The 26,596-nt window shown below is 47.7% G+C and carries 14 protein-coding genes; 9 read left to right on the plus strand and 5 right to left on the minus strand.

Translation table 11 applies throughout. The features are described 5' to 3' along the window. Positions 1–21: 21 nt before the first annotated feature. Entirely contained in the window at positions 22–960 is a 939-nt protein-coding gene (locus JT717_RS11035) for a ring-cleaving dioxygenase (protein WP_205510528.1), read from the plus strand. Between the two features lie 4 nt (positions 961–964). After that, positions 965–1,588, plus strand: coding sequence for an alpha/beta hydrolase (locus JT717_RS11040; protein WP_205510529.1), 624 nt, complete (start codon positions 965–967; stop codon positions 1,586–1,588). A 131-nt stretch (positions 1,589–1,719) separates the two neighbouring features. Here the strand turns inward: JT717_RS11040 and JT717_RS11045 are convergent, their stop codons facing one another. The 3 genes from JT717_RS11045 to JT717_RS11055 form a co-directional block, all read right to left on the minus strand. Then, on the minus strand, positions 1,720–2,889 hold the full coding sequence (locus JT717_RS11045) for an efflux RND transporter periplasmic adaptor subunit (RefSeq protein WP_205510530.1): 1,170 nt from the start codon (positions 2,887–2,889) through the stop codon (positions 1,720–1,722). Between the two features lie 99 nt (positions 2,890–2,988). Continuing rightward, positions 2,989–6,216 (minus strand): efflux RND transporter permease subunit, encoded by a 3,228-nt coding sequence (locus JT717_RS11050; protein ID WP_205510531.1) that lies wholly within the window; start codon positions 6,214–6,216, stop codon positions 2,989–2,991. 121 nt (positions 6,217–6,337) lie between these two features. Beyond that, on the minus strand, positions 6,338–7,744 hold the full coding sequence (locus JT717_RS11055; protein WP_205510532.1) for a TolC family protein: 1,407 nt from the start codon (positions 7,742–7,744) through the stop codon (positions 6,338–6,340). Between the two features lie 314 nt (positions 7,745–8,058). Here JT717_RS11055 and JT717_RS11060 point away from each other — a divergent pair, with 314 nt between their 5' ends. Next, positions 8,059–8,949 (plus strand): AraC family transcriptional regulator, encoded by an 891-nt coding sequence (locus tag JT717_RS11060; RefSeq protein WP_205510533.1) that lies wholly within the window; start codon positions 8,059–8,061, stop codon positions 8,947–8,949. A gap of 112 nt (positions 8,950–9,061) precedes the next feature. Then, complete coding sequence (locus JT717_RS11065; RefSeq protein WP_205510534.1) at positions 9,062–10,216, plus strand: MFS transporter; 1,155 nt, start codon at positions 9,062–9,064, stop codon at positions 10,214–10,216. Positions 10,217–10,531: 315 nt separating this feature from the next. Here JT717_RS11065 and JT717_RS11070 read toward each other — a convergent pair whose 3' ends face one another. Continuing rightward, complete coding sequence (locus JT717_RS11070; RefSeq protein ID WP_205510535.1) at positions 10,532–14,617, minus strand: glycosyl hydrolase family 18 protein; 4,086 nt, start codon at positions 14,615–14,617, stop codon at positions 10,532–10,534. Between the two features lie 982 nt (positions 14,618–15,599). Between JT717_RS11070 and JT717_RS11075 the strand changes: the two genes are divergently transcribed. From JT717_RS11075 to JT717_RS11090, 4 genes are all read left to right on the plus strand, one after another. Next, positions 15,600–17,051: a carbohydrate-binding protein gene (locus JT717_RS11075; protein ID WP_205510536.1), complete on the plus strand. Its 1,452-nt coding sequence runs from the start codon at positions 15,600–15,602 to the stop codon at positions 17,049–17,051. A 26-nt stretch (positions 17,052–17,077) separates the two neighbouring features. Then, positions 17,078–18,679, plus strand: a complete 1,602-nt coding sequence (locus JT717_RS11080; protein ID WP_205510537.1) for a glycosyl hydrolase family 18 protein — start codon at positions 17,078–17,080, stop codon at positions 18,677–18,679. A gap of 146 nt (positions 18,680–18,825) precedes the next feature. Then, positions 18,826–21,438 carry an Ig-like domain-containing protein gene (locus JT717_RS11085; protein ID WP_205510538.1) on the plus strand — a complete coding sequence of 871 codons (2,613 nt, stop codon included), beginning with the start codon at positions 18,826–18,828 and terminating at the stop codon, positions 21,436–21,438. A 467-nt stretch (positions 21,439–21,905) separates the two neighbouring features. Further along, positions 21,906–22,226, plus strand: coding sequence for an SHOCT domain-containing protein (locus tag JT717_RS11090; RefSeq protein WP_205510539.1), 321 nt, complete (start codon positions 21,906–21,908; stop codon positions 22,224–22,226). A gap of 171 nt (positions 22,227–22,397) precedes the next feature. On the opposite strand, the gene JT717_RS11095 is transcribed toward JT717_RS11090, so the two are convergent. Then, positions 22,398–22,946 carry a Crp/Fnr family transcriptional regulator gene (locus JT717_RS11095; protein WP_205510540.1) on the minus strand — a complete coding sequence of 183 codons (549 nt, stop codon included), beginning with the start codon at positions 22,944–22,946 and terminating at the stop codon, positions 22,398–22,400. Positions 22,947–23,597: 651 nt separating this feature from the next. Between JT717_RS11095 and JT717_RS11100 the strand changes: the two genes are divergently transcribed. Next, positions 23,598–26,588, plus strand: a complete 2,991-nt coding sequence (locus JT717_RS11100) for a SusC/RagA family TonB-linked outer membrane protein (RefSeq protein WP_240348014.1) — start codon at positions 23,598–23,600, stop codon at positions 26,586–26,588. Positions 26,589–26,596 lie beyond the last annotated feature (8 nt).

The following is a 26,596-nucleotide window of genomic DNA, read 5'->3' on the forward strand; positions in this document are numbered from 1 at the left end:
TTCACATTAGAATTTACAATTATGGAAGATAAAATTTTGGGCATCCATCACATTACGGCGATAGCCGGTGAAGCCCAGCGCAATTATGACTTTTATACCAAAGTGCTTGGATTAAGATTAGTAAAGAAAACCGTGAACTTCGATGATCCGGGTACCTATCACTTCTATTTTGGCAATGAGACCGGCACCCCCGGCACCATTCTCACCTTCTTTCCCTGGACACATGTAAAACCAGGCCGCGTAGGCACCGGCATGGCTACCGACATAGGTTATGCGGTACCCGCAGGCAGCCTCGATTTCTGGAGCAACCATTTTGAAAAACACCAGGTACGGTTCGGACAAATAGACGAACAGTTCGGCGAACAGATCCTTCGTTTTGAAGACCCCGATGGCTTGCGTATTCAACTGGTGGTTCCAGCCAAAGCAGATAACCGCGCACCCTGGGTAACCAGTGATATTAATAAAGATGTCGCCATCAAAGGATTTCACAATGTAGTACTGGCCTTGCGGAATATTAAACCTACAGCCAGCATCCTTACCGATATCTTCGGTTATAAATTATTGCAGCAGGAAGGCAATCGTTACCGTTTTGTAACCGATGCCATTGAAAATGCCGCGATCGTTGACCTGGTAGAAGAACCTGAAGTAACGCACGGACTGGTAGCTGGCGGTACCAATCACCACGTAGCCTTCCGCGTGAAGAACGAGGAACAGCTTATGCATTTCCGCGAAATTATTGAAAGCAAAGGTTATAATATAACACCGAAAATAGACCGAAATTATTTCTACTCATTATACTTCCGCGAACCGGGCGGTGTATTGTTTGAACTGGCGACCGATAATCCGGGTTTTGCCATCGATGAACCGGTCAATGAATTGGGTACCCATTTGAAACTGCCGGTACAATACGAACCGGAACGTGCTACGATAGAAAGAGTATTACCCAAACTGATACAATAAGATCATGCATACAAAACAAGTTATACGGACTGGAAAGCAAACAGGCGAAGCGACGAAAGCATTAATTATGATCCATGGACGAGGCGGCAGTGCAGAAGATATTCTGGGGCTTGCGGAGTATTTGCCGGTGAACGACTTCGCGCTGTTTGCGCCCCAGGCCACTAACAATACCTGGTATCCCTACTCCTTCCTGGCAGTGCCCAAAGACAATGAGCCCTGGTTATCCAGCGCCCTCGACCTGTTGAAAGAAGTAGTAGCAGATGTAGAGGCCACAGGCATAAAAAAAGAAAATATTTATTTTCTGGGATTTTCACAAGGCGCCTGTTTAACGCTGGAATTTGTAAGCCGCAACGCCAGCCGTTATGGCGGGGCGGTTGCCTTTACCGGTGGATTGATCGGCGATAAAATATATGAGCAGAATTATTCAGGCGATTTTGCCGGAACACCCATCTTCATTGGCACCAGCGATCCCGATCCGCACGTGCCGGTAGAAAGGGTACACGCTTCTGCTGAAATATTGTCTGGATTACATGCTCAGGTAACAAAAAAGATCTATAAAAACATGGGTCATACCATTAACCAGGACGAGATCAACCTGGTGCGTGAACTGATCTTTAATAAATCATAGTTAAATAGTTAAAAGCTTTATACTGTTGATAAATGTTAAAAGCCGCGCTTCACAGCACGGCTTTCTGCTTTTTTCTATGCTAACTGTAAACTACAAACTTTGAACTATAAGTATTAACTGTGCACTGTGAGTTATTGTTTTACATTAACAGCAGAACCATCCCTCAGCTCCTCACTCCCCTGCTTTACGATCAGGTCACCGGCATTCAATGCACCAAACACTTCCACTTTGCCATCGTTTTCACGGCCTTTCTTTACGTCTACCCATTCCGCCTTATTATTCACTACCTTTATTACAAACACCCGCTCCTGTGAGCTCACCACGGCCGTTTTGGGCAGAATGAAGGAACTGTCTTTCGTTGACAAAGGGATCATCACATTGGCGATCATGCCTGGCAACAATCGCTTGTTCGCATTGGTTACATCCATTTCAATCCGCTGCGAGCGCAGCCTGCTGTCCAGGGCGCCCGCCAGCCTTTTTACCTGTGCCGAGAACTTTTCATTTGGAAATGCATTTACGGCAAAATGCACTTTGTCCTGCTGGTTCAGGAAACCGGTATAGGCTTCAGGCACATAGATCACAAGACGCAATTTCTTTTGCTCCTGCAGGGTGAATAAGGGAAACTCGGAACCTTTTCCTGATGGTCCCACGTAAGCACCAGGATTCACGTTGCGGGCGGTGATCACACCATTGAAAGGCGCCCTGATCTCCAGGTATCCGCGCCTGTTAGCAATTTCGCGGGACTGCGCTTTGGCCGCATCCCATTGTGCATAGTCTGAATTCTTTTTGGCCAGGGCCTGGTCGAGGTCGTTTTGCGAAATGGTGCCGGGCGTTTTACTGGTCTCCAGCAGGCGTTCATAATTTGATTTGCTGGCAATGTAGAGGGCTTCCTGCGATTTCAGGCGCGATTGTGCTGCTGCTTCCAATGAGCTCAGCTCAGGCGCTTCCATAGTTACCAGTAACTGGCCCGTTTTTACTTCAGAACCCACATCTACATACAACTTGCGTACAAAGCTGTTTTCCTTGGCATACAGGTCAACCTGCTGAAAAGCCACCAGTTCACCCGGTATCTGCAAAGAAGTAGATAACATGCCTTTTTGCAGGGGCACAACTTCGGTAGATACAACCACCGGAGCAGCTTTGGTTTTATTGGTTGGTTCTTCTCCGTTGGTTGATTTACAGCTTTGCATTAAGACCAGCAGGCCAAGCCCCCCCAGCACAAATCCGGTGCTCGCTTTTATCAGCCGGTTGAAAACCGGTTGTTGTGCAGGATCCCGGTGTATTAGATTTTTCAGTTGCATATGCGCTTTTTCTATATGTTCTTTACAAAATTATTATTGTCTTGTGAGGTATGCCACATTTGCTTTTGACGCTGCGGAAAATGCGGCACACCATGATTTCTATTCGCCTTGATAATATTTGCTTTCTTTATCCTCCGGATCAAGCGATACAGATTGGGTAGACGCTTTGCCCTGCACCCAGGCAAATACCAGGGGCAGAATGAATAAAGCCGCAACGGTAGAAGCGATCAAACCGCCAATCACGGCACGGCCCAAAGGGGATGCCTGGTCGCCGCCTTCGCCAAAACCCGAAGCCATGGGTATCATCCCTGCCACCATCGCAATAGTGGTCATCAGGATAGGCCGCAAGCGCAGCGCTGCTGCTTCCCGGGCCGATTCCCAGGCATTGCCATTATGTAAGCGCAATTGCTCCGCATTGGTAACGAGCAGCACCGAGTTGGCGATAGACACACCCACCGACATAATGATACCCATATACGATTGCAGGTTCAGGGTAGAACCAGTCAGCTTCAACATCACCAGCGACCCGAATACCACCGCAGGTATTGTCGCAAGGATAACCGCCGACACTTTGAATGACTGGAAATTTGCCGCCAGCATCAAAAAGATCACCACAATAGCCACCAGCAAACCACCCTGCAGGCTATCGAGCGTTTCGGTCAACACCTCACTCAAACCTTTTGGTTCAACGGTGAGTCCGCGAGGCAATTCCCCCATCGATTGCAGGGCTTTTTTAATATCCGCCGTAGCGGTACCCAGGTCTTTATTATTTAGATTGGCTGTAACACTCAACATCGGCATGGCACCTACGTTGTCATTCTCGCCATAAGTGGTATCGGGTGTAATGGATGCTACATCGCTCAGTACCGGCCGTGGTGAATTGCTTAAGATCGGAATTTCGCCGATGTTCTCCAGGCTGGTCATTTTGTTTTCCGGCACATATACCATGACGCTGTACGAGAGGTTCGACTTTTCATCCACCCACACATTCTTCTCGGTATAACGCGATGAAGAAGTAGAAGTGATCAGTGAACGGGAAATATCATTGATATCGACCCCCAACTGCGCAGCCCGGGTTCTATCGATATTGATATTGATAGCCGGGTATTTGGTCGACTGGCCCAATTGCACATCCCGCAGGTAAGGGATCGTTTTCAATTTATCGATCACCTTGTTGGCATACTCCTCATTCAGCTTTTTATTTCTGCCCGAAATGCGGATCTCCACCGGCGTGGGCGATCCCTGGCTCAGGATCTTATCGGTCAGTTGAATAGGTTCAAAAGACAATTTTACTTCGGGCATGGCAGCAGCCAGTTTCGCCCTGATCTTTTCCTTCAGTTCATCCAGGTCTTCTTCAAACTCTTCGCTTAACTGAACCTGCACCACCGCCTCATTAGGTCCTGGCATGAAGAGGTAGATCGGGCTGGTGCTGAATAAAGCCGGGTGCTGGCCGACGTAAGCAGAGGTTACAGAGATATTCTCTTTACCGATCAGCTCGTCCAATGCCCCCAGTGTTTTGAGCATAAACCCTTCGGTACGCTCAATACGGGTTCCCTCAGGCGCTTTTATCCGCAATTGGAATTGGCCGGAACTGGTACGTGGCAATACGTCGCGCCCAATGTTCGACAATAACAGAACGGCAGCGCCACTCACCAATACCAGGTAGGCCACTACTATAGGTTTGCGGTAGGGCAATACCCGTTGCAGGAAGCGCAGGAAGCGGGCACGTACTTTTTCAAAGCGGGTAGCATTTTTACCGGTTTTTTCCAGGAGTACCTTTTTTTGATCCCAGGTATCCTTGTCATGTGCTACCGTGGCGTTTACCTGTTGCAGGGTATTATGATTGGCAGGATGCGCCTTCATGATCCAGTTGGCCATGATCGGTACAAAGGTTTGCGCCAGGAAATAAGAAGTGATCATGGAGAATGCGATCGCCAATGCCAGGGGCAGGAACAATGAGCCGGGTATACCCCCCATGGTGAAGGCCGGCGCAAAAACCGCCAAAATACACAAGAGAATAAGCAGCTTGGGAAAAGCGATCTCCTTACATGCATCCCAGATGGCCAGCGCCTTCGGTTTTCCCATCGCAAAGTGCTGGTGGATATTCTCAATGGTTACCGTGGATTCATCGACCAGGATGCCAATGGCCAATGAAAGACCGCTTAAGGTCATGATATTAATCGTTTGCCCGAACAGCGACAGGAACAAAACACCTGAAATGATGGAGGTAGGAATAGTTAATATTACGATCAAAGCGCCCCTGGCATCACCCAGGAACAACAACACCATCAACCCCGTGAGAATAGCGCCAATAGCGCCTTCCGAGATCAGGCTCTTTACTGCATTGATCACATATACCGACTGGTCGAACTCATACGACAGCTTTACATCATCGGGTAACTGGGCCTGGAATTTTGGAATGGCTTTTTTGAGGTTCTGCACCACTTCCCAGGTACTGGCATCGGCCGATTTGGTGATCGGCAGGTATACCGACCGTTTGCCATTCACCAAGGCATAACCTGAAGTAATATCGGCGCCATCTTCAACTGTCGCTACATCCCGCAGGTAAAGGTTCTGCACACCGCCTTTGAACAAAGGAATATTCTCGAAGTCTTTTATGGTCTTGATGGTCGTATTGGTAGGTGTTATATAGTTCTTATCGTTGATGCGCACATTACCGGAAGGAGAGGTTTGGTTGTTGATGCGTATGGCCGCTACCAGCTGATCGGGTGTCATATTGTGTGCACGCAGCAATTCAGGGTCGGCTTTGATCACCACTGTACGCACGTTACCACCAAAAGGTGCAGGTGAAACCAGGCCGGGAATGGAAGTAAAGGAAGAACGCACATACACATTGGCCAGGTCCATCAGTTCGTTATTGCTGCGAACCGCACTGCTCAATACCAGCTGCCCCACCGGCAGCGTAGAGGCATCAAAGCGTAGAATAAATGGCGGCTGCGAGCCCTGGGGGAATATTGCCTGGGCCCGATTACAATAGGCGCTGACCTCCGCTGCTGCCTGGGCCATATTGGTGCCTGGATAAAAAGACAGCTTCATTAACGTTAGCCCCTGGATATTCTTGGTTTCAATGCTCTTTACACCGGATACATACAATAAGAGGTTCACATACTGTTTCCCAAAAAAGGCTTCCATTTGAGTAGGTGTATAACCACCAAAGGGATGGGAAATATAAATGACCGGCAGGTCGAGCTTGGGGAAGATGTCTATTTTAATGCTGCGCACTGCGCTTACCCCAAAAAAACACAAACCGGCTACCAGCACCAGTATCGTTATGGGTTTCCGTAATGCTAATCGAATCAGATTCATAAATTTTATTTAAAACGCTAAACGCTGAACACTTGATGCTTAAAAGTTTAGCGGAAATGCTTAATTGTCGGCTTAGAGATAAAGAACTAAAAACTATAAACCATAAACCATAAACTATAAACTATTTAACCTGTCTTAGAAACAGATCAAAATCGCCTGAAGCCGCAGCTTTCAACAACAATGACTGCCACACATTAATATATGCCACACTGCGATCGGTCTCAGCCCGGTTCAGCGCAAACAGCGCCTGCTGCAGGTCAACAATATTGGTTAACCCATTCTTGTATAAAACACTTTTTTGTAAAAAGGCATCGGCAGCGGCCTGGTATTGTTGCGGCACCTCCTGCACACTTTCCAGGCTGTTCTCCATGCGCTGATCGGCCAGGATAAGTTGATCCTGCAATTGCGTGTTCACCTGGTCGTACTCATTCCGGTAGGCCTCGGTAATGAACTGTTGTGCCTTTACCTGTTGTTTTATTTTAGCGATACTGGTAATATTCCAGGTAATGGCCAGTCCCGCCACATAATTGCTGCGGGTTGGTTTAATACCATCCAGGTAATCTTGTGAATACTTTGGATTGTTGGCCGGTGAATAGGTATGATCGAATCCTGATCCGCGGGTTTGAAAAACACCAAACAAATTCACGCCCGGCAGAATGCTTCTTTTCAAATAGGCTGTCGTTACATCGCTTTGATTGATGCGCGACTGGAAAAACTTTATTTGCGGATTTTGCGTAACCGCCGCATTCGTTTTTGTCTCGGCAGGGATGGCTGCAAAAAAGCTGGTGTCAAGCGCAAAAGCGGCAGGCGCCACATTCAGGAATTGCGCCAGCTGGTTGCGCACCTGCAATTCGTTGTTCCTTGCATCGATCAGGGCCAGGCGGGCGCGGGAGACTTCGGCATTGGCAATGGCAGAGTCAACCCCGGCATTTAATCCGGTGCGGGTTCTTGCGGTCACCACCTGTTTTACCGACAGGGCCCGGTCGAGGTTGGCCTGTGCATTCTGCACCAGCTTCTGCGTAGTGAGTAAGTTCAGGTAAGCGCTGGCGATCTTTACACTATGAACGAATTGTTCCTGCACCAGGTCAGCGGAATCCCGTTGCACCTGCGCATTGGCCAGGTTGATCTTCGACCGAAGGCGCCCGAATGTAAAGAACTCCCAGTTGGTATTTATAAAATACAGGGAACCAAAGGACGCATTCCAGTTCTGTGAAGCACTGACCGGACCACTGGATGCAAGGCCGGGCACACCTACGGCGCCCAGCGGACCATACTGTCCGTTGATGGTGCCATAATCCTGTTGCACCGAAGCAATCACGTTGGGCAAATATTCATTGCGGGTATTTTGCACCAATGCAGCGGAAGCATCGAGGTAGTTCTTCTTCGCCTTTATGCTTTGATAATTTTTTAATCCGGTATTGATCGCTTCGGATAATAACAGCGGTGAAGAAGACTGGGCCCTTGCAGAATTGTACAATTCAAACAATAACAGCACCATAATGATCACCGGTAGTGTAGTAACACGCATAGTACTTTTTGGGGTTCTTGCGGTAATTAGAAAATATAACCCGTAAATTCTTTCGCGTAAGACCATGGTTGTTAATTGAACGTTATCGGTGAAACAGTCCTTCCCCGCCGGAAGATTTCACCCTTCACCTTTTTAATCTGTTTTTAATGGAAAGCATCGTTGCAGAGACAGTATGTTTGCTCAACGTTCATTTAGCAGGTAATCAATGATCAGCATTTACCAGACTGCACAAGTTATAATAGGAATGTAAAAATGCAAATTCCAGTTCGATAATCTGTTGTACAATTTTGGGTTTATTCTGTACTTTTACAGGCATGAACACGGAGAATCTCCATCAGCCTTTTGAGATACTTTATAAAGAAACAGACGAGTGCCTCAAACCAACCCATAAGCACAACTTCTTTGAACTGGTATATATCATCGATGGCGCCGGCACCCATTGCATTAACAAGAATAAATTCGAATACAGTAACGGCCATCTTTTCCTGCTCACGCCCCAGGACTCCCATAAGCTGACGGTCAGGACAACTACTAAATTTTTCCTGATCCGTTTTAATGACATTTATTTTAAATCACAGAATGAGCAGGCCAGCAGTCAACAGAATGAATGGATCAAAAAGCTGGAGTTCATTTTCCATAATACCACGCATTCACCCGGCTGTATATTAAAAGGGATGAACGACCGGGTGTTAGTCAAGGCATTGATAGAAGGTTTAATTAAAGAACATATCAATAAAGACCCCTATCACCAGGAGATCATTCATCAAATGGTGAACACCGTGATCTCTATTGTTGCCCGCAACCTGTATATAAAGGCGCCCCAAAAAAAGAAGTATGATTCTCACAACGATGAAACCATTTATAAGATCATTCATTATGTACAGGCCAATATTTATAAACCTGAACTTTTGAAGGCGGAACAAATTGCCAACACCTTCAAGATATCGGTGAACTACCTCAGCGAGTATTTTAAAAAACATACCGATGAAACCCTGCAACAATATATTACCAACTATAAACTGAAACTGGTAGAAACAAGATTGCTGCACAGCGATATGCGCATTAACGAGATTGCCTTTGAATTACATTTTACCGACGAAAGCCATTTGAACCGCATCTTTAAAAAGTACAAAGGCGTAAGCCCTACCGGCTACCGCAAACAGGTTATGTTCGACCGGAAAATGATAGTAACGGCGACCGCTTAAAACTGTCACCAGTTCCCGGTCAGGTGTTACCGGTTGCCGCGAAAACGGGTAACCGGCATCCGGTAACCGGCAACAGCTAAATTGATTGAATATTAATCTCGTTGTTTTATCTATGAGTAGTGCACCGATCAATGTTTCCCCCCGAAAATCCAGAATTGCTACGGCGGTATTCTTTTTCGTGTCGGGTTTTGGGTTTTCTTCCTGGGCTTCCCGTATTCCAACCATTCAACAAAATTTACATTTAAGTGAAGGTAAACTGGGCGCCGTGTTGTTCGCCCTGCCTGCCGGTCTCATGTGCACATTACCGGTAACGGGTTATCTGTTGCGCCGCATCAGCAGCAGGTATACGATGTTTACCGGGGCCGTCATTTTCAACATCATGTTATGCCTGGTAGGTTTTACTACAGAAACCTGGCAGCTCGTGCTGGTCTTGTTCTTCTTCGGCTGTTCCCGCAACCTGTTCAATATCTCGGCGAATGCACAATCCATCGGTGTACAGGCCATGTATGAGCGCAGTATCATTACCACCTTTCATGGCATCTGGAGTATTGCCGGTTTTGCCGCAGCGGCCATCGGTTCGCTGCTGGTGAGCTATAGCATTCCCCCCTCCTGGCATTTCCTCGGCGTGTGCGTTATATTAACGAGCTTGTGTGTATATTTCTTTAAAGACACTGTACACCAGCAACCGCAACCCCATGAGCGCTTACAAAAAACAAAGTTCAGGATGCCCGATAAAGCCCTGCTGAAACTGGGATTCATTTGTTTTGCGGCCATGGCCTGTGAAGGCACCATGTATGACTGGAGCGCTATCTACCTGAGAAAAGCGGTGTTTGCTTCCAAGGAAATGGCAACGGCTGGCTATGCTATTTATATGGTTGCTATTACCATCGGCCGTTTGACCGGTGATAAACTGTCTAATACCATCGGCGTAAAAAATATGCTCAAATACAGTGGTCTGTTAATACTGACCGGCCTGTTGCTGGCGGCTGTTTTTCCTTATACCATTACAACCGCATTGGGTTTTATGATGACTGGCTTTGGACTCTCATGTGTAGTGCCCATGGTCTTCAGCATGGCGGGTAAGATCAAACACATGAGCGGCGGGCCCGCCATTGCAGGTGTTTCTACCATTGGTTATTTTGGCTTTTTGATTGTTCCGCCAGCCGTTGGTTTTATTGCCGAAGCGTTCAACCTGCGCTGGTCCATTGCATTGATCGCTTTATTCGGCGCCCTTATCACCTGGCTGGTGAGTGAAATGAAGGAGTAGAAGATCAATGTGATAATGTGATAATGAATACACCTCCACGCGGCAGCAATGAGCAAAAGCCCAATAGCAAATTCGACAATGTGCAAATGGGATAATGAATAGAACTCCACGCGGCGGCATGTAGAACCAACAGCAATACAATTAAAAAGTAAAGGCCCGGGGTGCAGGACCCGGGCCAAGCATTCAGCTTGAACCTGAGATCCCGACCCCTGGACCTTCTACTTTGGTTTTCCAATAACCTGTGTTATGGCGTGAAACCAGGAATCACTCCAATACTTCACTACACATCGCTTTGGCCACACACAGTTCGGGATCCTATAGTTTCACCAACCGCGTTGTACTCACATTGCCTGTGTTCTTATTGGTAATGCGAACGATCCAGATGCCTTTAGCCAATCCACCGGTTTGAATTGATATGGCATTTACACCGGTTACAGCAGCAGTATAAGAACGGCTGCTCACCACATACCCACGCGCGCTTTGCACTTCTATGATCAGTTGGTCGCCGGCGGTTGCATATTTTAATACCTGGGCCTGGCTGCCGTTGATGGGGTTGGGCACGACAGAAGCGCCGCCAACAGTTGTTGCCATGTTGGTAGCAGCACTGGCCAACGAAGCAGCACTGCAGGCGCCTAATGGTTTCCACCACCAGTCCGCTGTGCCGGGTGTTACATTGTACAGGGCATCCGACTGGCTTTCGTACAAATTACCATTGTAGGTAACCTTGTCGCCCTTGCTGTAAATTTTTGGATAGGGCTGGTATTCAGCCACCCCGGCGCAATTGCCGCCTGTGCTTCCACCAACCGTAATAGTTACCGCAGCTGAGGTGGTAACCGCCCCGCTATTATCCGTAGCTCTTGCAGTAATGGTATAAGAACCAGCAGCTACATTGGTCCAGGTATAGCTGTATGGCGCAGCAGTTACTTCCCCCAATAAGGTACCGCCGTTATAGAACCCTACTTTGCTTATTGAACCATCCGCATCACTGGCAGTAGCAGTTATAGTAACGGTGGCAGAAGCAGGGAAATTAGCGCCAGTGGCCGGTGAACTCAGGCTTACTACAGGAACGTTGTTATTACCCCCGCCGTTGCAATCGCTGATGTATTTCCATACTTTACCATCTCCGGTATTCAGATCAGGCTGCTCATTCTGCGTCCACCATTTGGCTTCATACACTTTATTATTATATACAACCTGGTTCGGAGCTACATATACCCTGGCAGCGCTCCAGGCTTCGATGCCATTGCAACCGGTGCCGCCACCTGTGCCTACCGTAATGGTTACAGCAGCCGAAGTGCTTACAGCGCCTTTGTTGTCCGTTGCCTTGGCAGTTAATATATAAGTGCCATTGGCTACATTGCTCCAGGCATAAACGTAGGGAGCTGCAGTAGCTTCCCCTAATTTGCTTGCACCGTTAAAGAATTCCACCTTGCTTACAGATCCGTCTGCATCACTGGCAGAAGCTGTCATAGCAATGGTAGCCGGTGCAGTAAAGCTGGCGTTGTTCGCAGGTGATGTAATGCTTACCACGGGCGCATTGTTATTACCACCGGTATTGCCAAAGAAATACTCGTAATAATTATTGGCAAATTCATCGCCGTTGGCTTTATCCCAGTTAACAGACCATGTCATGATACCTCTCAGTCCGGGATAACCGCCGCTGGCTTTTCTCATTACATAGCCACCGCCAAAAGACTGGCCTTTCATGAGGTAGTTCAACGCATTCTTAACATTCGCTGGTGTGGTGTAACCAGAGCCCGCTGCTGAGGTCATAGCCGGTAACCCAAAAGCTACCTGGTCTTCACGCAGGGCCGGGAAAGTCTGACTGGTACCAGCTACCGGGAAACCAGTCAACAACATTTCTGTCATCGCCACAATGAAATCTGCATTGCCTGAAGCGTAATTCTTGTTGTCCATACCTGTCATTGGACCGGTATTGTACAATTGCGGATGAATGAAGGTCAATTCATTGCGCAAACCATAGATGAGCGGCAGGTAAGCGCCCACCAATGGAGAGTAGGTAGATGCATAAGCAGCCTGAACATAATAGGTTTCAGGAGCCATTGTCAACCAGCAATCTTTGCCTGCGGCCTTGCGATAGGCAATGATCTCTTTACAGGCAGCGATCAGATTGACTACCTTAGGCGTTGTTGGATTCATGAAATTATTATCGCCGTTGTTCAACACCAGGTTCGATCCGCCTTCCAGGTCAATATCAAATCCATCGAAATTGTATTGATCCATCAGCGACTTCATTGAATTCACAAAGGCAGTTTTGGCCGCAGCCGTAGGCAGCTGCAGCACACCATTCTCACCTCCGAGTGATAAGAGTACTTTTCTGCCCTGAGATTGCAGGGTAGCGATATCAGCTTTGAAATCAGCTACTGAAGTGCCCTCCGGTGTGAAGCTGACCGTAGCCTGATCGCCAGCGGTAACCCCAAAGGCTATTTGTATTACATTGTATTTCGGGTTCACATCACGCAAACGGATATAAGGAGGTGTTCCTGTGGTAGTGCCCCAGTTATGCCAGTAACCTACGATCACCTTATTACCACCATTGCCACCGCCATTGTCAGGGTTTACCGTCAATGCAATAGCCGAAGAAGTGGTAGTAGCGCCGCTGTTGTCTGTAGCAATCGCTGTAACTGAATAGCTGCCTGCAGTTACATTGTTCCAGTTGACCGTATAAGGAGAAGTAGTAGCAGAACCAATAGGTGTGCTGCCATTGAAGAATTCTACTTTTGTAATGTTGCCATCAACATCGGCTGCATTCGCCATAAGCGTTATGCTGGCGGGTGCGGTAAATGTGGCGTTATCGGCGGGCGCCGTAACCGACACCGTTGGCGCCTGGTTACCACCGGTGCTGCCATTGGCGAACACCTGGTTGATCTTATTCACCAGCTTCGATTTGGTATTGGGGCAGAAGATCAGTTTGCCTTTTGCCACCGTGCTGCTGGTCATCTCCGTCATGTCGCCATACACCTGCCAGATGATCACCCCCGCCAGTCCCTGGTCCTTGATATATTGCGCTTTCGCTTCAATGGATCTCTCGTTATCATAGCTCAGGAAATAGTTGCCTTTTGTTTTGTAAGGCACTTTGGCAACATCATCCCAATGGTCGGTCCAGCCGGAGCCACTGCCGGTTGCCTGCAAAATATAGCTGTAAGGAGGCGTACCGTCCCACAGGTCTCTTTGCCAGTTGGTAAAGTCGGCACAGGTTTGAATAGGACCATCGGGTTGCACGGTCTCCGCCCTTTTGGTAGTAGGCGCATTCAGCGCAGCGGCGCCACTGGTGATCACACCTCTTCCATAAAAAGGAGCGCCGAGGTTCACCTTGCTCATATTGATGCCCAGGTTACGAATACCCCGCACCGTTCCATCCAGGGAAAAACCCTGGTATTCCATCCCGGGATAATCGTACAATGGGGCGTTATGACCTGCTTTATTGCTCCATCCGCCATTATAGTCATAGGTCATCATATTCATGTAATTCAGCACGCTGTTCATGCGGGTCCAGTTGAAACCGCTGAGCTTTGCGGGCGAGGCGGCAAAACAGGAAGTGATCAGTTTGCTGCTGCCGATAGCGGCGCGCAATTCTTCGAGCAGGGTGGCAAAATTATTATAATCAGCCGTGCTGTAATGCTCGATATTCATACCGGCATCATTGGGATATTCCCAGTCGAAATCAATACCATCAAATCCCATTGCGATCAGCTCCTTACAATTCGCAATGAATTTGGCCCGCTTGGCTGCATCGGCAGCTACCTCAGGATAATGTTTACACATGCTCCAGCCCCCGATCGACGCCATTACTTTCACCCCTTTTGAATGGGCAAGCTCAAGTATACCGGGCGCTCCACCCTGTTTATGGATCGACAAAGGGAAGGCGCCACTTCTGCCGGTATTCACATTGCGCCAGCCGCTGCCTTCATTGCGATAACCCAGGCTGTAAGCATAGCTGCCATCGGAAACAAAATATAATGTTTCCAACTCGCCATATAACAGGAACAGGTCCCAGCTGCTGTAAATATCTTCGTTGACCAGGGGCGCCGGTTCCTGCACCGCACCTACCTGGTAAATATTCTTATTACGAAAATCACCACTGTGTAAGGAACCATCTCTGGCTACCCCGAAGAAGGAAAAATTCAGGATGGTGTACTGAGAATAATCGACATTCAAATGATTGAAGCCGCCTTTGGGAACCAGGTTCGACACTTCCTTCCAGGCATCCCACTGGGTAATATAACCGATCACCTGTTTCGTGTGTTGTGCGGTGGTAGCCGGAACGGAAGGACTGACCTGCGCATGGGTGGTGGAAAACAAACAAAACAAAATAGCCAAATGAACATACTGCAAACATCGCCAGCGGCGCTTTTTGCGGAGGGTAGACAACGCTTTCATACTGTAAGGCATTTTTTAGATTAACAATACATAAATAGGATGCGGAACGCGAAACGCTTAACGCGGATCGATTGCTGCGAAGGCTAAGCGTTTAGCTTTAGCAAAGCAAAACGTATAGCAGCATTCGCCCTTAAACATTTAACGTGTAGCTTTAGCAAACAAAACGTATAGCAGGCATTCGCCCTTAAACGTTTAATGTTAAGCATTAGGTAAAGCTAAAACGCTAGCAAGCGTTCAGCGTTCAACAATAATTGGTGAAGAAGGTAATTTGTAAATGCAGTAATATAGTTGCAGAAGCAAGTGCAAAGTAAAAGCGCTTTGAAATATTCTGTTTAGTAAAACAGTTTTATTTTTTTCCACATTAATGGTATCCGTTACTGTTAAATTGATTCTCAAAGCTGAACACATGTATGGCAACAATTCATCAAAAAATAAATAAGTTCTTCTTAAGATATCACATTACATCATTGTTATAGGTTCGATAATCAGGACCTGTGCCTGATCGTCTGTTAATGTAATTATCGAGTAATTTTACTCTTTTTCATCATGATAATCATGTATAGCTTTGACATTACAAACGATTTAGCGATATCAGTAAATGGGAGTGATTTTTGCCTTACCTTCTTCGCAGCAATCACTTACCTGTAACAGTAATTAAGTTGTAGTTGCATCCCTTAGCACTGAGTGGGCACTGCCCGCTTCCCTGATACTGTTTAGTTATAGCCATTTCTTCCCCTTTGATTATCTGATGTTGACCCTGGTCACAAAAGGTTGCGGTTACCCGTTACCCTTACCGGTTACTCTCAGCACCGCTGCGAGCGGCTCTCTATTGCCAATCGTTTATTGCCGATTGTCGATTGAGCATTGTCTATTGCCGATTGTCAATTATCGATGGTTGTCGATTGCCCATTGCCAATTGCCCATTGGCCATTGACCATTCATGTTTCTCGATTCACTATTATAAAACACCAAATTGTTACAAATGAAAAAGTTTCTACTAACATCCTTTTTACTGGGAGCGCTAACCACTCTCCAGAAAAATGCCCAGGCACAGAACTGGCAGCTTGTATGGCAAGACGAATTTACCACCAGCATTGGCGCCGACTGGGTCTTTGAGACCGGCAACGGCAGCAGCGGCTGGGGAAATAATGAACTGGAATATTACCGCCGCGAAAATGCCGCCATCGAAAACGGTCAGCTCGTGATCACTGCAAAACGCGAGTCCTTTGGCGGTTTTAATTACACGTCTGCCCGCATGAAAACTCAGGGCAAAAAGTCATGGAAATACGGCAAAATAGAAGCCCGTATTAAAATGCCGGCATTCTCAGGCATCTGGCCTGCGTTCTGGATGCTGGGCGATAATATTACCACCGTAGGCTGGCCCGACTGTGGTGAGATCGATATCATGGAGCACATCAATGCCGAAAACAGAACTTACGGCACCCCACACTGGAGAGATCATAACAACAACTATGCTTCCTTCAGTGGCAATACCGCCTGCACAGTGACCGATTATCATATCTACAGCGTTGAGTGGGACGCCAATTATATCCGCTGGTTCCTCGATGGCGTTAAATTCCATGAAATGTATATTGGCGGCGGTGTGAACGGCACCAGTGAATTTCACAACAACCATTTTATTTTATTGAATATGGCGGTGGGCGGCAACTGGCCCGGCTTTAATATCGACCCGAATGGCTTCCCTGCAAAAATGTATGTCGATTATGTACGCGTGTACCAGGATGCCGGTAGCAACCCGGGCACCGCCATAACGATCCAGGCTGAAAGCTATACGAGCATGTCAGGCGTTCAAACGGAAGCTACAACCGATGCTGGCGGTGGCCAGAACGTAGGCTGGATAGATGCCAACGACTGGATGGCTTATGGTGCTGTTAATTTCCCTGCTACCGGCACTTATAAAATTGAATACCGCGTAGCCAGCCTGAATGGCGGCGGCCGTCTGTCACTCGACCTGAACGCAGGTTCCATTGTATTGGGCCAGCTCGATGTGCCCGCCACCGGTGGCTGGCAGAACTGGACCACCATCTCTCACAATGTACAGGTAAACGCCGGCACTTATAACCCCGGGATCTTTGCCGTAGCCGGTGGCTGGAACCTGAACTGGATCCGCATTACGCCGCTATCAACGGCAAGGGTTGCACAAAACGGAATGGTGAATGACCTTACCGATCATCCGGTGCAGGCTGGTAAAGGATTTACGATCTACCCCAACCCGGTTAAACAACAACTGAACATCCTCAGCAAAGAATCACTGGCAGGCGGCCTCATCCGCATCTTCGATATCAATGGTAAACAGGTATTGACTGCAAGACCGGCCGGCAACCAGCTTGACGTGTCGAAATTATCTCCCGGCGTGTATACGCTTGTATTCACTAAAAACCACATAACAATCACCAAAGAGTTCGTGAAATAAAATCCCAACTTTTAAAATCTGAAATCATGACGAGAAATCTACCGGGAAGGATCTTCCTGCTTGTGCTTCTATTTGCCGCTGTGCAACGCGTTACAGCGCAGTTCAAAGTGATCGGTTACATGCCTTCGTGGGCGGGCGATGTAAATACCGTACAATACAATAAGCTTACCCACATCAACTATGCATTTATACTACCAACCGCTACCGGCGGATTGCAGGGACTGGACAATCCCGGCAAACTGCAGGCGCTGGTTTCAAGAGCCCATGCCAATAACGTAAAGGTTATGATCTCTGTAGGTGGCTGGAACGACGGTAATGACAGCGGCTTCGAGCAATTTGCCGCCAATGCTACTTACCGCACCAATTTCGTGAACAACATGATCAACCTGGTTAACCAGTATAACCTCGATGGCGTTGATATCGACTGGGAATATCCCGATGCCGGCGCTTCCGCCAACAATTATCTTGCGCTGATGACCCAGCTCTCCACTGAAATGCACAACCGCGGCAAACTGTTGACGGCGGCGGTGGTAGGCGTGAACGGCGGCAGCATTCTGAACGGCGTGTTCAATGTGGTTGACTTCCTGAACCTGATGGCTTATGATGCCAACAACGGCGATCATTCCAATTTCAGCTATGCGCAACAGTCAATGAACTATTGGCGGGGCCGTGGTTTGCCTAAAGAAAAATGTGTATTGGGTGTTCCCTTCTATGGCCGGCCGAGTTGGGAAACTTATGCACAGCTGGTGAACCGGGGCGCTAACCCATATGCCGATGTTTTCAATGGTGTATACTATAATGGTATCACTACCATCAAAAACAAAACGAACCTGGCATTTGATCAGGGCAATGGTGTAATGATCTGGGAACTGTCGGGCGACTTTAACGCCGGCAATCCTAATTCATTATTATCGGCTATTCATGAAGTTGTGCTGCAAAGAGGTGGCACAAATCCTCCCCCACCCGGCAGCATCCTGATCCAGGCTGAAAACTATAACAGCATGGCGGGTGTGCAAATAGAAGCTACTACAGATGCAGGCGGCGGTTCCAACGTAGGCTGGATCGATGCTGCCGACTGGATGGCCTTCTACAATATCACCTTCCCCGTCACCGGCACGTATAAAGTAGAATACCGTGTTGCCAGCCTCAATGGCGGCGGCCGTGTTTCCTGCGATCTGAACGCTGGTACCATTCAACTGGGCCAGGTAGATATTCCATCTACCGGTGGCTGGCAGAACTGGACAACCGTTTCGCATAACGTCACCATCAATGCCGGCACGTACAATTTCGGTGTGTATGCACAGGCAGGCGGCTGGAACCTGAACTGGGTTCGTATTACGCCAGTAACCACTGCAGCCCGCGCTGAAGTCGCAAACAACCAGAACGGCAATTCGACACAAACCGGTAAAGGATTCACCATTTACCCCAATCCTGTAAAACAACAGTTGAATATAAGTGGAGAATCTTTGTCTGGTGGAATTATCAACATTTTTGATATCAACGGTAAACAGGTATTATCGGGCCGCGCTGCTTCCAACAGGATCAATGTATCTTCGCTAGCGCCCGGCGTTTATACCCTGGTATTCTCAAAGAATGGCAATAAGATCACCCGTCAGTTCATTAAGTAGGCAATTTATATAGCCCGCTGATTAATTAATACACCCTGTCAGCTTAAACCCCCGGCATACATATACAAAAATATGTATGCAACCTGGAAAGGTTTTTGCCTGACAGGGTTTCGTTTTACACTTATTCGATACCTTAATTAACCAACATGAAAAAATTGAATCTGTACCTGCTGGCAGGCCTCTGCGCTATAGGCTCCGTAACATACGGGCAGGACAAACGTTTTCCGATCGGCAATAGCTCGAATGTCTTGAACGACTATCGCAACCAGTTACTCAAAACAAAACAACCGAATGGTAAAAGTCTTTTACAATTAAGAATTTCTTCCTCGCTCACCTTACCAGCAGCCATTAATTTTCGCCGGTCAACGGGCACACAGTCAGAACAATTATCCGGCAGCATTGAAAATGTGCCTAACAGTTCCTTCTACCTGATGATCGATGGCAAGTCTGTGATTGGTCATATCCTCCTGCGGAATACCAAAAAAGCGTACACATATTTTTCAGATGAGAAGGGTGCTGTATTTGTAGAAGAAACCGATATCGATAAGGTAGTTTGTATCGATTATAACAAAGCGGCTACAACGGCCGGCGACGAGGCAGGCATTAATGAACCGGCAGCCAATGCAGTGGCTGCGGTTACCGACCTGCAAAGTTATCCCGGCGGCAATGGTTGTGTGTTGCTCGATTTCGACGGGCAATATGTTTCCGGTACTGGCTGGAACAACGGGAATCCTATCAATGCAGCCCCGGCTAACCTCTCAGATGCTGACAAGGAAAATGTATGGCGATTGATCAGCGAGGATTTTCGTCCTTTTCATTTGAATGTGACTACCAGTGAGGCCGTTTTTAATACGTATCCAAAAACGAAAAGAATGCGTTGCATTTTTACACCTACCAATACAGCTGCCCCGGGAGCCGGCGGGGTAGCTTATCTGGGTTCGTTCAGATGGAATGACGAAACACCCTGCTGGGTCTTCAACAGTGGCGCCAGAGCGGCGGGTGAAGCCGGTTCCCATGAAGTGGGCCACACCTTTGGCCTTGCGCACGATGGCAGAACGAGCCCCGATGAAGACTATTACCAGGGCCAGGGCAACTGGGCGCCCATCATGGGTGTTGGTTATTATAAATCGCTGGTGCAATGGAGTAAGGGCGAATATGCAAACCCCAGCACTACGCAGGATGATCTGGCCATGATCGCCGGCGCCACTTATGGAGTTGGCTACCGGGCCGATGATTATGGCAACTCGGTGTCAGCAGCTACTGCACTTACCATCAATGCCTCGGGTACAGTGAACAATTCCGGTGTTATTGAACGTACCGGCGATGTGGATATGTTCTCCTTCAATACGGCCGGCGGTAATGTGAACCTTAGCTTCAATGCCAATACCTGGTATCCCGGCCTGGACATTCTCGCCACTTTATACGATATGAACGGAACCGCGATTACCAGTTCCAACCCCACTACCCTCAATGCCAGCATCAGCACTACGCTGGCCGCAGGCACCTATTACGTCTCGGTTACGGGTACGGGTTCCGGCAATCCCGCCACTACCGGTTATTCCAATTACGGCTCGCTGGGCGCGTATACCATAACGGGCACGGTGGCCGGCGGTTCTACCCCAAGCGGCATTGCCATCTTCTATAAAGATTGCAACTACACCGGTACATTTGCCATCGGTTTAAATGAAGGCGGTTATACGACCGCGCAACTCACAGCACGCGGCATTACCAATAAAGACATCTCCTCCATTAAAATATCACCCGGTTTTGAAGTGGTGCTGTATAAGAACGACAATTTCACCGGCGCCTTTGCAGGTTATACAGGAGATGTGTCCTGCCTGGTAAGCAGCGGCTGGAATGATTCCGCGGCATCGCTGCGCATCCGCTCGGTGACCAATACCCTGCCAACGGTAAACATCACTTCACCGGCCAGTGGCAACACCTATACCGCGCCCGCCACTATTACCATCAATGCCAGCGCTTCGGATGGTGATGGCGCCATCAGCAAAGTGGAATTCTTCAATGGCAATACGAAACTGGGGGAAGATGCTACCAGTCCATATTCATTTACCTGGTCGAATGCATCTGGCGGCACCTATACCATCAGGGCGGTGGCAACAGACGATCGCGGCGGACAAGCCACTGCACAGGTGAATTTTATCATCAACAACCCACCCGGTGCTATCGTGTATAAACATTGCAACTACGGCGGCTATGCCATTAACCTGCCGGTGGGTACCTACACGGTGAACCAGTTAATGGCTCTTGGCGCTATCAACGATGATGTTTCTTCCTTAAAGGTGAACAGCGGTTATGAAGTGATCCTGTACAGAGATAACAATTTCGCCGGTCCGGCCTATTTGTTCAGAAGCAATACCACCTGCCTGGTAAACGTAGGACTTTCCGGAGGCACTGCGGTGAACCTGAACGACTGGACCAGCTCCGTGGTGGTTCGCCAGGCGGCGGCTGCCCGTACCATGGCCCCCGGCGTGGAAGAGGGCGCGATTCCATTTACGGAGTTTACAGCTTCGCTGCAGATCCTGCCTAACCCGGTTCACGATGAAATGGTTATCCGGTATGGCAATATGGGTGAATCTTTCGATCTGAAGATCCTTGACGTAAATGGCGCTATTGTCTACAGTGCCCCGCGCATCATGAGCGGCCAGCACATCAATATCACCAGTTTACGCACGGGCGTTTATTTCATTAAAATAAATACCGGCAAAGAAACGATAACGAAGAAACTGATCAAGCGCTAACCAGGGCGCGGTTTTCAGTGCGCTATTCAGGAGTGCCACACCTTAAAAGTGTGGCACTCCTATTAACCAAAAACTTACAAACCATTACAATATACGCCGCTGTTAACCGTCTAATCATGAAAAACACGGCATTATGCATTCCATAGCTTTTCCCATAGTCACCGGCATTCTCCTGGTCGGCCTTGCATTATCTTTTTTCTTAAATAACAAGAGGAATAAAAACGACAGCGATCTGAATATTTACTCCTGAAGTTAACTTGTCAGTTTTCAACTATTTTTAGTAACTTAGAAAGAACATCTCCCTCCCCAGGAAAGCTGCACTGCTGTTAAATAACCACCATAGAAAGACTTGTACGCTTTTTACGTTTTCTGTTTCCCATCCCAATGAATGAGCTGCCCCGGCTGATGGTGGAAAATTACTGCTGTTTCAAAACGAACTACCATTTCTTCATTATAAACGTGTACTTATGAACTTAATCATGCACAAACAGCGCCGGCTTGTTTTAATTGTAGCGGTCGTTGGTATCGTAGTGGCGGCATTTGGAACAGTATCTTCAGGCAATGGCCTCTGGCTCTCGCTGATAGTTCCCCTTGCATTGATCCTCTTTGCGTTGCTCGTGAAAACACCAGGCAGCAACCGGTCAGGCAGCCAGGCCATCAACCAGCCGGTAAAGCCAACCATCAACAAGCTGGAAGAAATGATAAAACTGATAGACCTAAGAGATGAGGGAAAGATCTCTGATGAAGAGTACCAGGAAAAAAGGGCGAACCTGATCTATTATTCTTAAATCAAGACCTTTTAGAGCCTGTCTGCGTTTGGTGGATGCACCACCTGAGCTTGTCTAATTAACATGACCATGCGCTGTCGGACAGGATTTCGATTGCACCTGAAGAGCCAGTCTGGCCTGATTCAACTTTCTAATAATGCAAGACGGATGGATGAAGCTTACAGGTGCTTTTTACTTCTTGCTCATGGAAGGATCCGGATTTCCCAAAAGCGCCACAAGGTCTTTCGCCGGGGTCTTTTGAATGAAGTCCCGGTGATTGAACAAATGCTCGTAACGGCCTTTGGCGGAAATGGTTTGTACTGACAGTACGATCTGCGTAAGCCGGAGGAATGCATGTTCCCAGGTTTTACGCACCAGCTCACCCCAGGCGGGATATTGTCCCAACAGCAGATTCATATTACTTCTGGATATATATAATATAGAGCAGTTCTCAATGGCCTGGATATTGAATTTGGCCTGGCATTCATAAGTATAACTTTCAAGATCAGTAAAGAAATTCCCTTCAAAAGCAAACCAATTGGTGACCACCAGGTTATCAACCATCGTATACACCCGTAGCGAGCCGGTTTCAACAAAGTAATAATTTTCACAATACTGCCCCGCTTTGATCAGATGGCTCTCTTTTTCGAGGGTCATTGGCTGAAATAACTGCACCATATGCGTCAACTCATTCTCCGAAACGGAAATGCTGCGTTTAATATGATCTTTCAGCGTTTTCATGCAATATATTATAGACGCGGATGGTACAACAGGCGGGATATGCACATTTCAACAGGACCATAACCGGTATCCAAAGGTATGATTTATAATAGCTGGTTCACATAAGTGGAAATACTATTTCGGAATTAATAATTTGTTTTCCCTGATTCGTAAGCCCGTTATGGTTTTTACGCATATGTTTGTACCTACGCAAACATTACAAAGTCCAGCGGAACCCCAGGTAGATCCCGGGGCTTCCGCCTGGCACAAGCGCTGAACAGCTAGTGGTCAGTGGTAAATGGCTAGCAGGATATTTATCACGCACGACCACCCGCTTCCCTCCGTTTATTCTTCCCTGTTTCCCCACTCCTACCCGCCACTCGTTTTGTTTTCACCACTCACCACTTACCACTCGCTTTCCTGTATTCCCCTACTCGCCACTTGCTACTTACTACTTGCTTTCCCTACTCGTCACTCGCCACTTACCACGCGCCTTTTACAACCAAAATTTAATCTACGGTTCACATTTTAGTAACATCGAAAGTTTCCCTTTGCACCGCTTTTCAAAAAAAATAAACCATCTTTTCCTATCACTAACGGAGCTGGCCGCTTTTAAAATTAAATTTATAGAGGGTTCCCTGGTTAACATCTCATTACACCAAACATTTTATTATGAGAAAAAAAATCATGCGTTTTTTTTGTTTCCCGCTTGCACAAAAAACAAACCTGGCGCTATTAACAGCCTTGATGTTGTTAATGAGCTTGCCGGTTTTAGCCTTCCAGCAACAGGATCGCACAATTAAAGGAAAAGTTACAGGTGATAACAATGTACCGTTAGCCAATGTGAGCGTTACGGTACAGGGAAGCGGCCGCTCGGTAATGACCGATGAAGGTGGAAATTTCGAGATCGCCGCTCCATCCAAAAAAGCAGTTTTACAATTCACTTCCATAGGATACGTGCTGCAGGAAGTATCAGTAGGAAATCAAACCAATATCAACGTTGCGCTGGTCCTGCAATCGAAACAATTAAGCGATGTAGTGGTAACCGGTTATGGCCGTTCGAGCAAACGGAATATCACCGGCTCCATTACCAGCATCAGCAGCGAAAACTTCAACCAGGTAGTAACTGGTTCACCCACGCAGTTGCTGCAGGGTAAAGTGCCCGGCCTGAACATCGCCCGCAGCGGCGACCCCAACGTACGGCCTACCGTTATCCTGCGCGGCCCTTCTACCCTGCGTGAAGGCGCCAACGAACCTTTCTATGTGATCGATGGTGTGCCCGGCGCCAGCCTCGAACTGGTAGCCCCTACCGATATCGTATCTATCGATGTGCTGAAAGATGCCTCCTCTACCGCCATCTATGGTTCACGCGCTGCCAACGGGGTAATTATGATCACTACCCGCAAAGCAAAACAAGGTCATACCAGCTTGTCGTACAATCCTTATGTGGCCGTCGAGACCGTATCGAATAAAATTGATATGTTGAGCGGTGATGAACTGCGGGAGTACCTGGCCAAAAACGGACAAACCTTATTATCACAATATAACGACAGTGGTGTTAACACCAACTGGCAGGATGAAGTAATGCGCACCGGAATTTCGCATAACCATAACCTGGCCTTTAATGGCTCGCAAGGCAATACCTTGTTTGGCGCCAGCATCAACTACTTCGACAACCAGGGTATCGTTAAGAACTCGAACCTGAAACGCATTGTTGCCCGGGGTACCCTGGAAAGCAAATTCTTCAACGAACGCCTGAAACTGGGTGTATCATTGACCAACAGCACCACCAAAAAAGAAGATGTTGATCAGGGCGCTTTATTCGGTAACATGCTTACCTATATGCCAACAGTAAGTGTTCGCCGCCCCGATGGTTCCTTTACAGAAGATTTCAGCCGCGGTGGTTATTTAAACCCCGTGGGCATCCTGGCCAACAACGTACTGGAGAGCAAAGAAGAAAAGACCCTGTTGACTGGTTTGGCCGAAGTGAAGATCCTGAAAGGACTCATTTATACCCTCAGCATTTCAGGCCAGAAAGAACAAACCACCCGGAACGTTTACAACAATGTTTACTCCGGGCAGGCAGTAGGCGCTAATGGCCGCGCTTACCGCGGCAGCTATGAAAATACCAAACAGGTCATTGAATCTTTCTTTAACTACGATAAATCCTTTGGCCGTCATAATTTCAAATTGCTGGGTGGTTATTCCTGGCAACAGGACCGCGTGGGTGACGGTTTTGGCGTTTCAACCCAGGGTTATACCAACGACCTGCTTACCTTCTACAATATGTATGTGAGTAACCCATACATTGTAGGTAACATTAGATTTGATAACCCCATTATCAGTACTCTGCGCCTGATCTCTTATTATGGCCGTATCAATTACCAGTTCGACGACAGGTATTTATTACAGGTATCATTGCGTAACGACGGTTCTTCTGCCTTTGGTAAGAACAACCGCTGGGGTTATTTCCCGGCTGTTTCTGCGGGCTGGCGCATTATCCAGGAGTCTTTCATGAGCAACCAGACGATCTTCGATGATCTGAAACTGAGAGCCGGTTACGGTGTATCGGGTAACTCCCTGGGTTTCGATGCCTTTACCTCTATCGTACGCTACAGCTCCGGTGGCCGCTTCTATCTGAATGGCCAGTATCCTACCGGTTTATTACCTGTACAGAACGAAAACCCGGACCTGAAATGGGAAAGCACCGCGATGACCAATATCGGTCTAGATTTCGCCGTACTGAATAACAGGCTGAGCGGTTCTATTGACTATTATATCAAAAACACCTCTGATCTTATTTATAACTATCCCGTATCAACCACCCAGTATTTTGTAAACACTCTCACTGCCAATGTGGGTGAGGTGAAGAATACAGGTATTGAAGTAAGCCTGAATGCCACACCGGTTACTACCAAAGATTTCAACTGGAACACTTCGCTAAACTTTTCACACAATAAGAACGAAGTGGTTTCACTGGCGAATGACAAATTCCCTGCGTTAACCTCTATCCCCACAGCTTACCTGGGCGGTAAAGGCCAATCAGGCAACTGGAGCCAGGTGATCATGGAAGGCCAGCCTTTGGGCACTTTCAGCCTCTGGCATTATATGGGTAAGAACGATGCCGGCACCAGCACCTTCCTTACAGCAGATGGCAAGACCATTGCCAGCCAGCCACTCACTTCAGATTATTTTATTGCCGGTAATGCACAGCCTAAACTGATGTTTGGCTGGAACAACAGCTTCAGTTATAAAAATTTCGACCTAAATTTCTTCTTAAGAGGAGTGACGGGTAACAAGATCCTGAACAATACCCTGGCCCAACTGAACAGCCCGGCCGATTCTAAAAACAACAATATTCCCCAGTTCACCAAAGGGGAAGCATTCACTGATAACATTGCCTACCTCACCTCAGACCGTTTCCTCGAAGATGGCACTTATATCCGTATGGATAATGCCACCCTGGGTTATACCGTGAAAACAAAAGTGAAGGCGATCAGCAGAATGCGTTTTTATGTATCTGGCAACAACCTGTTTACCATCACTGATTACAGAGGTATCGATCCTGAGATCAATATCGGCGGGCTTACTCCGGGCATCGATGCCAAGAACTTTTATCCGAAGACCAGGTCCTTCATCATCGGCGCCAACATTACGTTCTAAGCGGATGC

The organism is Longitalea arenae, assembly GCF_016924755.1.
GTDB lineage: Bacteria > Bacteroidota > Bacteroidia > Chitinophagales > Chitinophagaceae > Niastella > Niastella arenae.